The organism is Sinobaca sp. TMA16-18, assembly GCF_059510535.1.
This window is the reverse complement of the sequence record NZ_JCAKFM010000006.1, coordinates 32227-44185: the sequence shown is the minus strand read 5'-3', so window position 1 is coordinate 44185 and position 11959 is coordinate 32227. Positions and strand designations below refer to the sequence as shown.

At 44.7% G+C, this 11959-nt stretch carries 11 protein-coding genes; 6 read left to right on the top strand and 5 right to left on the bottom strand.

Going from position 1 to position 11959, the window contains the following annotated elements; translation table 11 throughout:
* Window positions 1–198: 198 nt before the first annotated feature.
* Together AC5W14_RS11865 and AC5W14_RS11860 are read left to right on the top strand one after the other, a co-directional pair.
* Window positions 199–1860, top strand: coding sequence for an SLC13 family permease (locus AC5W14_RS11865; RefSeq protein WP_496057565.1), 1662 nt, complete (start codon window positions 199–201; stop codon window positions 1858–1860).
* Window positions 1861–2103: 243 nt separating this feature from the next.
* Window positions 2104–2775 carry a type 1 glutamine amidotransferase domain-containing protein gene (locus AC5W14_RS11860; protein ID WP_496194508.1) on the top strand — a complete coding sequence of 224 codons (672 nt, stop codon included), beginning with the start codon at window positions 2104–2106 and terminating at the stop codon, window positions 2773–2775.
* 66 nt (window positions 2776–2841) lie between these two features.
* Here AC5W14_RS11860 and AC5W14_RS11855 read toward each other — a convergent pair whose 3' ends face one another.
* Window positions 2842–3045 (bottom strand): hypothetical protein, encoded by a 204-nt coding sequence (locus tag AC5W14_RS11855; protein WP_496057563.1) that lies wholly within the window; start codon window positions 3043–3045, stop codon window positions 2842–2844.
* A gap of 355 nt (window positions 3046–3400) precedes the next feature.
* On the opposite strand from AC5W14_RS11855, the gene AC5W14_RS11850 reads away from it, so the two are divergent.
* Window positions 3401–4783: an MFS transporter gene (locus AC5W14_RS11850; protein ID WP_496194507.1), complete on the top strand. Its 1383-nt coding sequence runs from the start codon at window positions 3401–3403 to the stop codon at window positions 4781–4783.
* 89 nt (window positions 4784–4872) lie between these two features.
* Entirely contained in the window at window positions 4873–6324 is a 1452-nt protein-coding gene (gene aldA / locus AC5W14_RS11845) for an aldehyde dehydrogenase (RefSeq protein WP_496057561.1), read from the top strand.
* 188 nt (window positions 6325–6512) lie between these two features.
* On the opposite strand, the gene AC5W14_RS11840 is transcribed toward aldA, so the two are convergent.
* Entirely contained in the window at window positions 6513–6977 is a 465-nt protein-coding gene (locus AC5W14_RS11840; RefSeq protein ID WP_496194506.1) for a tryptophan-rich sensory protein, read from the bottom strand.
* Between the two features lie 244 nt (window positions 6978–7221).
* Here AC5W14_RS11840 and AC5W14_RS11835 point away from each other — a divergent pair, with 244 nt between their 5' ends.
* Entirely contained in the window at window positions 7222–8106 is an 885-nt protein-coding gene (locus tag AC5W14_RS11835) for a sulfite exporter TauE/SafE family protein (protein ID WP_496057559.1), read from the top strand.
* Between the two features lie 37 nt (window positions 8107–8143).
* On the opposite strand, the gene AC5W14_RS11830 is transcribed toward AC5W14_RS11835, so the two are convergent.
* Together AC5W14_RS11830 and AC5W14_RS11825 are read right to left on the bottom strand one after the other, a co-directional pair.
* Window positions 8144–9001 (bottom strand): Cof-type HAD-IIB family hydrolase, encoded by an 858-nt coding sequence (locus AC5W14_RS11830; RefSeq protein WP_496194505.1) that lies wholly within the window; start codon window positions 8999–9001, stop codon window positions 8144–8146.
* Window positions 8998–9774, bottom strand: a complete 777-nt coding sequence (locus tag AC5W14_RS11825; protein ID WP_496194504.1) for a DeoR/GlpR family DNA-binding transcription regulator — start codon at window positions 9772–9774, stop codon at window positions 8998–9000. The genes AC5W14_RS11830 and AC5W14_RS11825 overlap by 4 nt, the downstream gene beginning before the upstream one ends.
* Window positions 9775–9953: 179 nt before the next feature.
* On the opposite strand from AC5W14_RS11825, the gene cobT reads away from it, so the two are divergent.
* Complete coding sequence (gene cobT / locus AC5W14_RS11820; RefSeq protein WP_496057556.1) at window positions 9954–10988, top strand: nicotinate-nucleotide--dimethylbenzimidazole phosphoribosyltransferase; 1035 nt, start codon at window positions 9954–9956, stop codon at window positions 10986–10988.
* Between the two features lie 299 nt (window positions 10989–11287).
* On the opposite strand, the gene AC5W14_RS11815 is transcribed toward cobT, so the two are convergent.
* The gene (locus tag AC5W14_RS11815; RefSeq protein ID WP_496194503.1) at window positions 11288–11860 is read right to left on the bottom strand and encodes a superoxide dismutase family protein; all 573 of its coding nucleotides are present in this window, start codon (window positions 11858–11860) and stop codon (window positions 11288–11290) included.
* Window positions 11861–11959 lie beyond the last annotated feature (99 nt).

Below are 11959 nucleotides of genomic sequence, written 5' to 3'. Positions count from 1 at the left end.
ATTTTTCAAGGACTACTTGAAAAGTAGACTTTTCTGCAAGTCCTTTCCAAAATCCGGCGCAGGTGATCGAAAGGACTCGCTTTTCTTGCTTACTTTAGTTACATAAGGGTTCGTTTAGTTACATAAGGTATACAAAGAGGATGCTATCCGGTAGATTTAAAGAAAACGTTTACATTTTGCAGAGAGAGGGTGGGTACCATGATTGAATCAGTACAATCCGTGTGGAGAAGTCTTTGGAAATCGCATCACCAGACGAAGCGGCTTTTGAAGTTCTCCCAGGTTGATAAAGCAGGAGAAATAGCAGGTTCTACAGACAGAAAAGATGGATCGTCAGCGCCGGCAGGTACAGGGGGGCCGGACGGGAATAACCCGAAATCTGCCTACACTAGAGCACAGCTCGTCGGCCTTATGCTTGGTCCTTTATTATTTTTAATGGCTATGTTTTTCTTTAACCCTGCCGATCTGGCTTATGAAGGCCGCGCAGTTTTAGCGGTAACGCTGTGGGTGGCAACATGGTGGATTACAGAAGCGATTCCAATTCCGGCAACATCGTTACTGCCTATTATTCTACTTCCGATTATTGGGGCAATGGACAATGAGACAGTCGTTTCCGCTTATGGTAATGATATTATATTCCTTTTTCTCGGCGGTTTCTTTATTGCTACAGCAATGGAAAAATGGAACCTTCATAAACGTATTGCACTTTTCATTATCAACTTAATCGGTGTCAGCACAAACCGTATTATTCTCGGGTTTATGCTTGCTACAGGGTTCTTATCCATGTGGGTATCCAATACGGCTGCTGTTATGATGATGGTGCCGATCGGTCTTGCCATCGTGTATCAGGTAACAGAAGCATTAAAGCATGAAGAAGGCCATGATAGTGACTTAAAGAAGTTTGAGAAAGCCATTATATTTGGTATCGGTTATGCCGGTACGATCGGTGGACTTGGTACGTTGATTGGTACGCCGCCGAACAGCATTCTTGCGGGTACCGTTAATGAGTTATACGGGGTGCAGATTTCATTTGCAGGCTTTATGGCATTTGCTGCACCACTCGCTGTTATTATGATGTTTGGAACATGGGTATACTTAACCAAAGTGGTTTATAAAATTCAGCTGAAGCAGCTTCCAGGCGGACGTGAACTCGTTCACTCTGAAATTAAAAAGCTCGGACAGACAGCGTATGAAGAGAAAGCTGTGCTCTCCGTATTTATCTTCGCCGCCTTTATGTGGATTACACGCTCCTTTTTGTGGGACGGTCTTCTTCCGGAGCTGACAGACGGCATGGTAGCTATGATAGCGACTATACTGCTGTTCACGATTCCGGCGTCAAAGAAAAACGAAAGCAGAATTCTGGAATGGAAAGACTCCAAAGAAATTCCATGGGGCATCCTGCTTCTGTTCGGTGGTGGTCTTGCGCTGGCAGCCGGTTTCAGCGGCACCGGCCTTTCCGAATGGATCGGGGAGCAGCTCACTGTTCTTGAAGGAGCTAACCTGCTGTTAATCATCTTTGTTTCTGCTACGTTGGTGCTTTTCTTAACAGAAATCACTTCCAATACAGCAACAGCAACAATGATTCTTCCAGTAGTAGCCGCACTTTCAGTAGCATTGGGTGTTCACCCATATGCATTGATGGTTCCATGTGCGCTTGCTGCAAACTGCGCCTTTATGCTTCCTGTAGGAACCCCGCCGAACGCGATTATATTCGGTACCGGAAAGCTAACGATTCTCGAGATGGTGAAAAACGGTTTCTGGATCAACATCGTTGCCGTTATCATTATTACGCTGGCCGTTATGTTCCTGCTTCCACTAATGTGGGGCATTGATTTATCAACGATTCCGTCAGAATTTCAATAATCTAAACTAAAAAAGAAGACGCCCTGGGGTGTCTTCTTTTTTTCAAACCAGGAGGATTTGCAGACAACCTGCCTGTAGAAAATGGATACGTGGCGCTTCCTGATACTCCCGGTATTGGCTTTGAGGAAAAGGCCAATCTATATGAACTGCTTCAGTCCATTGCAAAGTAGAATGTTTTTTATTATGGCAAACAGGGTAATTAGATTTAATACGTAACGTATGATTTATAATGGAGGGTTTATTATGGCACGAGTACTTGCAGTATTATCAAGTGGACACAAAGATGAAGCAAATAATTACGAAACAGGCTGGTGGGCAGAAGAACTATTTGCCCCGCTTGAGCTTTTGGAAAAAGCAGGGCATACCGTCGAGATTGCCTCCCCGTTAGGCGGGAAGCCGGTATTGGATAAAGTAAGCTTATTGGAAGATTATGATCCGGAAGGAAAATATAAAAAAATGTATGAATCCGGACGGGCGGACGACACGATGAAGCTATCCGATGTTGATCCCTCTTCCTATGATGCTGTTCTTATTGTAGGCGGTCACGGAGCCATGTATGATCTGGCCAAGGACGAATCTCTGCATGATGTTATTACGAGCATTCACAGCAATAAAGGCATTATTGCAGCAGAGTGCCACGGCCCCGCTCCGCTCATTTGGGCGAAGAAAGCGGATGGCACCAGCTTGATAGATGGCAAAACCGTCACGGGCTATCCTGATGAAATTGAACCGGAAGGCCTGCTCGACATCCTGCCGTTCAGTTTGGAGCAGGAGCTGACGAAAACAGCAAACTATGACAAAGGCAGCCTTGAAAAGAAAGCCCACGCTGTCTGGGCGGACGAGCAGATTGTAACAAGCCGTGATCCCTTTTCATCTGAACTGATGGGGGAAGAATTGGTAAAAGCACTCAAATAAACAGAGAAAAAGCCATTCCCTTTAGTTAGGGAATGGCTTTTTGTGTGTTAATAAACAACTGTTAAATTATGAAGACTTTAACTCTGGAAAAATGCTGTTGTCCGGCTGAAGTGCTTCGTAAGCAGCTAAAATACGCTTAATGATAACTAGACGCTGTTCCGGATCGATGTGATCCTGACCCAAAATAGCATTCGATAGTTCAATATAGCTCGTAGTCGGATTTTCCGAAGAGCGAAGTAGTTCTTCATACAATGATTGTTGATTTAACAATTGTTTATTACCCCCTTAATAGTATATGTCTGTGTGTTATGCCTGATTTAATAAATATATCTTATCATGGTATTTATATGGAAAAATGTGCTAATAGTCGCGATTGTTTTTACTGAAATAAGTGAAAAAAGGGGATAATACGTATAATATTCACCCAATAAGTAGAAAGTACCCACTATAAAGAACAAATATTTTGAACAAAAAACGGTATTTTTTATAGTAATAAATGGTTTTGCTGCCTATTAATCATGTTCTTCTGATACACTGTTTTGTGATTCGATTTGTTTAACTACTTTATGTATCAGGGTTTTAAATCCAATTAGCTGGCTTATTTGAATGAAAAGAGGGTTCTTGTATGGATGAAATGAAGCCCGATTCAATAGTTTATAAAAGAAAATTAGTTCTATTTGCCCTGTTTTTAAACGTCCTCATTATGGTGATGAACACTTCCATGTTTACGGTAGCTGTTCCGGTTATTACGGAAGACTTTCAAATTAATACGGCAGCAGCTTCATGGATTGTAACCAGCTACTCTGTCTTTTTTGCCATTGGGGTGGTGATTTACGGCAGACTTGGTACGAATGCCGCGATTCCTTTTTTACTGACGGTCGGACTGCTGCTTTTAGGAGCGGGCTCCATTCTTGGCATGGTTGCACAAACATACCCGATGCTGATTCTTGCCCGGGTCATTCAGGCGGCAGGCACCTCCTCCGTCTCGGCTTTGGGCATGCAGATGATCACACGCTATTTTCCCGTGCATGAGAAAGCAAAAGCAATGTCTATCTATGCCTCGGCCTCTACACTCGGTTTCGGGCTGGGTCCGCTTGTCGGGGGGCTGCTGACAGAGTACTTTGGCTGGAGTTTTTTATTTATGATAAGCGTGCTGGGGGCATTAATGATCCCTATTTACCGGAAAAACGTACCTGCTGAAGTACCGGGTGGATCATTGTTTGATATTCCCGGCTTTCTGCTGTTAAGCACAGCAGCAGTCAGTGCGCTTCTGTTTGTCTCGACAGGAAGCCTGTTTTTCCTGGGAGGCGCGGCGGCGTTCGTTCTTTTTTTAATTCATATTAATAGGGTGAACGATCCTTTTATCGCGCCGGCTCTGCTTAAACAGAGTATTTACATGTTGAGTCTTGCTATTGGTTTTTCTGTCTTTTTTATTCATTTTGCTATTTTATTTATCACTCCTTTACTGCTTGCTGATATTTACAGCTTAAATACAGCAGCGATAGGGTGGATTATTTTTCCCGGCGCTGCAGGATCCGCCGTGCTGATGATTCTGATCGGCAGAATGGCCGAAAAAACAGGCATTCTTTTCATTATTGGTGCCGGGACTGTATGTGTGACGGTCGCTTCTGTTTTGTATGCCGGCTTTGGCGGTCATGCCCCTTGGCTGATGGGATTCTTCTTTTTGATTTCCAGTCTCGGATTTTCCTGCATTACGATGGGGGTGCCGAATTATTTATCCGGGAAATTGAACCCGGCCGCATTTTCGTCGGGTTTTGGGCTGCTTCAATTAACTCAGTTTATTGGTGGTGCTTTCGGTGTAGCTGTTTCCGGCAAGCTGCTCGGCTGGAGCCGCATGGATGAGAATCCTCTCTTACCGGTATGGAGCGGGGAGGGTGCCGCCTACAGCAACAGCTACGCTTTTCTTATTGCTATGGCCCTGCTGTCTGTCGTTTGTTTCTACTTCTTCTACAGACAGGCTGGACGGTTTCGGTCAGAAACGTTTTAATTTCGGGGCACGTGGTATATATACTAGAGCACTCTTATAAGAAGTAAGCAGCTGACGAACAAAAACAATACTGGGAGGTATTTATTAGTATGGACGTAACATACCAGCATTATATCAATGGAGAATGGGTTCCATCTGAACACAGCGACACTATAGATGTAATAAATCCAGCAACAGAAGAAGTTATTTCCACCATCCCATCCGGCACAAAAGAAGAAACCGAAAAAGCAGTAGCAGCCGCAGATGAAGCATTTGACAGCTGGGCCGCGACTCCGGTAGCGGAAAGAGCCCAGTACTTGTTAAAAATTGCGGATAAGCTCGAGTCCCAGAAAGACCACTTTATTAAAACCCTGACAGAAGAAAACGGAAAAACAATGGACACGTCAGAAGCAGAATTAACCGTGGCTATTGAGTACTTCCGTTATATGGCGGGCTGGGCCCGTAAATACGAAGGCGAAATTCTTGAGAGTGACCGCCCAAATGAAAATATCATGGTATTTAAAAAACCGATCGGTGTAGTCGGCGGCATTATCCCGTGGAATTTCCCTGTGTTTATTCTGGCGCGTAAAGTAGCACCTGCTTTATTAACAGGGTGTACGATTGTTATTAAGCCGGGCCAGGCGACACCAAACACAGCCGGTGAATTTGCTAAGCTTATCCACGAACTGGATCTGCCTAAAGGTGTATTTAATATTGTGCACGGCAAAGGGTCTACAGTAGGAAATACGCTTGCCTCTCATCCAAGAATAGGCATGATTTCCATGACAGGAAGCTTTACGGCAGGATCTGCTGTAATGGAAGCAGCGGCAAAGGGCATTACGAAAGTAAACCTTGAGCTCGGCGGTAAGGCCCCGGCTATCGTATCCAAGCATGCCGATGTGGATCTGGCAGTGGAAAACGTGTACGCGTCCCGTACAATAAATAACGGACAAGCGTGTACCAACGCAGAGCGCGTATATGTGCATGAAGATGTGGCAGAAGAATTCACCCGTAAAATTACGGAAAAAATGAAAAATGCCAAAGTCGGTAATTCCATGAAAGAAAAGAATATCGATGTAGGTCCGCTTGTGAATCAGGATCAGGTTGATTCAGTAAGCGAAATGGTGGAAAATGCGGTGAAAGCCGGAGCGAAAGTAGAAACCGGCGGCAGCCGTACAGATTCCGATAAAGGCTTTTACTATCAGCCAACTGTTTTAACCGCTGTAAAGCAGGATATGGAAATTATCCAGGAAGAAATCTTCGGACCTGTTCTTCCAATTATGACGTATAAGAATTTTGATGATGCAATCAAGATGGCCAACGATACCGTATTCGGCCTGTCGTCTTCTATTTTCAGTGAAAATATTCATGAAATTATGAGAGCAGCCAATGAATTGAAGTTCGGTGAAACATTTGTAAACCGTGAAAACTTCGAAGCAATTCAAGGTTTCCACGCCGGCCGGAAACAGTCCGGACTGGGTGGAGCTGACGGAAAGCACGGATTGGAAGAACACTTGGAAACGCATGTTGTCTACATGCAGTACAAAAACGACATTAACTAATCAAACAACAAGCAAAAGCCGTTTCTCTAAAAAGAGAAGCGGCTTTTTTACGTGTCCGGAAATTGTTTAAAGCTGTGTTTCTACACTCATTGCTTTTTTAATGAATCGAAACAGAAGAGTGGAAAATTAATACGCGGTGACTCCGCCTGGATAATCCTTTAGCATAAACATACGGATCCATGCTCTATTTACCTGCCTGGATTAAGCTTCCATAAACCGTAGGTCCAGTACAAATCATACAAAACCCATAGCACATAAAGAAAAAATAAAAAGGCAGAAAGGTTGTCAACACGCAGGAGGGCAATTAACAAAATAATGCAGGGCACAAGGTAAATAACGATACCCGCAAACCCGTTAAATGTGCTTTTAGGTTTGAAAAAAGCAATGTTCCATACTTCATTTAAGACCAAAATAATGATGGAAAACAAAACAATAAACGTATTTGACGCATCGAGGGCTCTATACAAAATGATCCCCATTACCATGTAATACAGTATTCCGACAATCATGAAAAGCTTTAGGGAGGCATTAAAAAATTTTGGTCTTTTTAACTGCTCAAACCATGAGAATTCCTGTTTGCCAATCAATAAATTTCCCAGTACGGCTGTAATGACAATGATGAAAAAGGTGAATATTAGAATTCCATAATTCATAAACACTTCCCTCCTTATTCCTGCTAATGAAGTAAATGATAGGCTGAGGAAAAGCTGTCGTAATACTGGTTACTAATAATATACCCGCATTATCTGGTTTCATACAAAAATTATTTTTAATTGCTTATTTAATAGATAATGCGAAAAAAGACCTATAGATATCTTTTAGTAATCCATATAAAATCATATAAACCCTATAAGAATAATAGGGATTAATCCAAAAATAGAATAGGAGTGCAGGACGTTGCGTAAATTAATTATCTTTTCCATTGTAGGTTTTCTGGCCCAGCTTATAGATGGGGCGCTCGGTATGTCGTACGGCGCAACGTCCACTACGCTTCTGCTTACGTTCGGTATGGCACCTGCCATTGTATCAGCTACTGTTCATCTTTCGGAAATAGCAACGACTGCGGCCTCAGGAGCATCGCATTTGTATTTTAAGAATGTGGATAAGGAAATGCTGTTCAAGCTTATTCTGCCGGGAGTGGGAGGAGCTTTTGCCGGTGCCGCTCTTCTCAGCAGCATTCCAGGGGACGTTATAAAGCCTTTTATTTCTATTTTCTTATTGTCGCTTGGTGTTTATATTATGTACCGGTTTCTTTTTAAAATGAATAAAGCGGTAACGGTAAAGCCGGGCCGGAACAAAACGGTATTTCTGCTGCCTCTTGGAGCGGTCGCCGGTTTCTTCGATGCTGTTGGAGGCGGGGGGTGGGGGCCTATTAATACGCCGGTTCTATTATCCCAGCGCGGGCTTACCCCGCGAAAAATAATTGGTACGGTCGATACGAGCGAATTTTTCATCGCTGTTTCTGCCTCTCTTGGTTTTCTTATCTTTCTAGGCTGGTCCCAGCTGAACTGGGCGCTGATCGGTGCTTTTGTTATCGGAGGCGTCATTGCCGCTCCGATTGCCGCCTACCTGGTGCGAATTGTACCGGCTCATCTGCTGGGAGTACTTGTAGGAGGGTTCATTATTTTGACAAATGCCCGTACGCTGTTAACGACCGTTCATGTGTCGGAAGAATGGAGTGTGGTGATTCATCTGGCCATTCTGGCTTTCTGGATCGGGGCAATTGCCGTGACCGTCAAAAAAGCAGGAAGTGGGAATCCAGGCGAGCCCAAAACAGTATAAAATAAACCCGGCGCACCCAATGCGCCGGGTTTTGCTGTTAATCGATAAGTTGATGAAGCACGCGGGCCACGCCGTGTTCGTCGTTGCTTCGCGTCACTTCTGTGCTGATATGCTTTACTTCTTCAAGTGCGTTGGCCATCGCAAAGCCCCGCCCGGCTGCAGTGAGCATCGATACATCATTCAGACTGTCTCCGATAGCGGTGGTCTGCTCCATAGGCACTCCGAGCTCCAGCGCAAGGCGCTTCAGCATTTTTCCTTTAGAGGCAGTATGATGTTCCAATTCAAAATTATGTTTGGAGGAACTTACCAGAGTGAGTTCCTTCCGGTCTTCAAACTCTTTCCAGCCTAGTTCAAGTTTCTGCGGCTCAAAAGAAAAGGCAAGAATATTGAACAGGTCAATGGATTCGTCAGCGAGCTCCCTGTGGCTGTCAATGAAGGAAAAACCAAACTGACTGTACTGTTTGCGTGCCGACTTTAGAAGGGCATCCTTCTGTATTCCGGGGTTGGCACTGGCAATGCGGTCCATTTCAATTGTTAAAATATCGCGGCTGTCCTGCGCCGTGTAAATAGCATTATTGCTGAATACTTCATAGTAGAAACGATTTTTTTCCAGCCAGTCGAGCGCAGAGAGCGCTTCCTGCTTATCGAGCGGGATTTTTATATGCTCAGTATAATCAGGAGTGTGAAGGGTGGCGCCGTTGGCTGCAATAATCCATGTGTTAATGCCTGTGCCTTCAAACAAGTACTTTACGTCAAAATGGGCCCGGCCGGTTGCAATAACTACTTCTATATTGTTCTGCTGGGCTTTGCGGATGGCGTCCAGGTTTTCCGAACTGATCCTGCTGGCACTGTTTAAAAGCGTTCCATCTAAATCAACAGCAACTAATTTTTTCATTGGTTGTCTTTCCTTTCTTCACTGACAAGCAGTTCCACCCGGTTTTGGCTGAGAAGCTTTTGAAAAGCCGGAGAAGGGGGCCTGTCGGTAATCAATACGTCCATTTCAGAGAGATCGGCAAATTTGTAATAAGACGTTACCCCTATTTTTGAATGGTCGGCAAGCGCAATCCGGCGCTTCGCCTGTTTGATCATTTTGCGCTTCACCATGCCGTCCTCTTCATGTGCAATAGTCAGGCCGTTTTCAGAAATGCCGACAACTCCAAGAAATGCCGTATCGGTGAAATACTCACTTAACTTATCCGTGACAGATTCGCCATGCAGAAACTGCTGCTCCTTGTGCAGCTCTCCTCCCAAAATCTGAATGCGGACATTCGGTTTTAACGAAAGGATAGCTGCCTGGTGGGTGGAATTTGTAATAACCGTGCAGGACTGATCGCTTATATACTCTGCGCATGCCTGCACCGTAGTGGAAGCGTCCAGAATCACCTTGTCTTCATCGTATACAAGAGAAGCAGCGATGCGTCCAATGTTCTTTTTTTCAGTAGACACTGTCTGCAGGCGCTGCTGGTAGTCGCCTACCTGGTTATGCCTGCTCGGGAGAATAGCGCCTCCCCGTGTACGGATAATGCGTTTTTCTTCTTCTAAGCGGACAAGGTCACGTCGGGCGGTATCTTTAGATACGTCGAATAAATCGCAGATAACTGCTGCCGACACACGCTCATGCTCTTCAAGGTAATCTATAATCGCAATCAGTCTTTCTTCTTGATACATGGCTGCCTCCTGGATAAGTGAAAGTAAGTGATACACTGATAATATCACAAGTTTTATTAAGTGGGTATAAGCATTTGTAATGATTTTTAACTATGAAAAAAGAAGCTCATCTAATAAGAAAAGGATTGCTACAATAAGAATAGAACATGTATACATAAAAAATGAGGAGCATGCCTGAAATGCAGACATTTACCATTCCACCTTTTAACAAAGAAGCCGCAGAAAAAGCATACACCTATATACAAACGTTAACGAAGCCGCCGGGAAGCTTGGGAAAGCTGGAAGATATAGCCGTTCAGCTTGCCGGTATTACAGGAACACACGGGGCGTCCGTAAAAAAAGCAGGCGTACTCGTGTTTGCAGCTGATCACGGCATCACCGAAGAAGGGGTGTCTGCTTTTCCGCAGAGCATTACCGGCCAGATGGCTAAGAACTTTCAGCACGAAGGAGCGGCCGTTAACGCCTTTGCCAGGGATAAAAACGCTGCGTTTCAGCTGGTTGATATTGGCATGGCGGCGGAACTCGATCCTCATTTCATCGGCATCAGCCGCAAAGCAGGGAATGGCACGAAAAATTTCAGGAAAGAATCTGCAATGACAAAACAGCAGGCAGAAGCTGCAGTCCAGATTGGCAGAGAGGAAGCCGCTGTTTTTATAGAAGCGAATGACCTGGAATGCTTCATTACCGGAGAAATGGGAATAGGAAATACCACGTCAAGCAGCGCGGTGCTGGCCGCTTTGTATCAGGTTGATCCGTCAGAAGTCACCGGTGCAGGAACAGGGTTGGATGACAAAGGCATTGCACAAAAGGAAACGATTATCCGTGAGTCACTGGCTGAAAGAAAACCGGACCCGGCTGACATATGGAGCGTTCTGGCTGAGGTAGGCGGCTATGAAATAGCAGGAATGACAGGGGCTATGCTGGAAGCAGCGCAAAGGAGGGTTCCGGTCATTGTGGATGGATTCATTAACACGACGGCTGCACTGGCCGCTGTGAAATTATGTCCGGACATCAAACCTTATTTATTTTCAGGACACCGTTCTGCGGAAAAAGGCCATGATTTTGCTATTGAAAAGCTGGGGCTGGAGCCGATTTTGGACCTTGGAATGAGGCTGGGGGAAGGAACAGGAGCGCTGCTTGCCCACGCTGTGCTGGAAGCTTCGGCAGCAATGATAAGAGACATGGCAACTTTTGATGATTTAGCCGGGTACTAAAAAAGACCGCCCTCAAAGGCGGTCTTTACAGGCTGTTGAAAAGAGAGTAAGTGCTTATATTATTCAAAAAAATGATATCGGCGGACGCTTTCGACAGGCCATGCCTCAGCTAAAGAGGAAAGAACGATCTCTTTATCTTCACCGATGGCTGGTCTGTCTGAGTCGTCGCCGAACTACTTTCTTATACGTATCATTTAATCCCTACTAAAAAGATACTGACATAATGTATAGATATACAAAATGGAATAACTTTCTCGAGAAGCTCAAAAGACCGCCCTCAAAGGCAGTCTTTTGCTTTATTATTCAATAACGCCGCAGGCAATGCGGTCTCCTGCATCACCAGCAGGCTGTGTTTCATAGTCGTCTTCATTTTCATGGATCACAAGGGCTGTATTGCCATCGTCAAATAAGGAATTATCTTCTTGACGATCTACAATAATATCATTAGAGGCATCAAGCTCCGTCGTTACTTCGCCATTCTCATCGGTTTCGATGTTTGGAAGGTCTCCTGCGTGAGGGCCGCCTTCTGATTCCGTGCCGTGCTCGGCATCAGTTGGATTGAAATGATCACCCGCTGATTCAAAATCCGGTGCTGTACATTCGCCGGTTTCATGGATATGAATACCGTGCGTACTATCAGCTGGAAGACCGGAAAGGTCCAGCTGAACGGTTACATTTCCATCTTCCGACTGTACAATTTCTGCCGTACCGGCATCCGCTTCGTCACTGGTCATTACGTTAACTGATGCCGTATACTGTCCGCCTTCTGATGCAATTTCATCCTGTTCATCTTCTGCTCCGCTGTTTCCGCAGGCAGCAAGAATAAAAATGAACGCTGCTGCAAAAAGAAACAGCATGTTTTTTCTCCACATGTTTTTCTCCCCTTTATAAGTATTCCTATGTTTATGTTTTCACTTAAATGGAGAGGTTTAAACGACAATTCACAAATATGCCATAACTTACAAGCATAT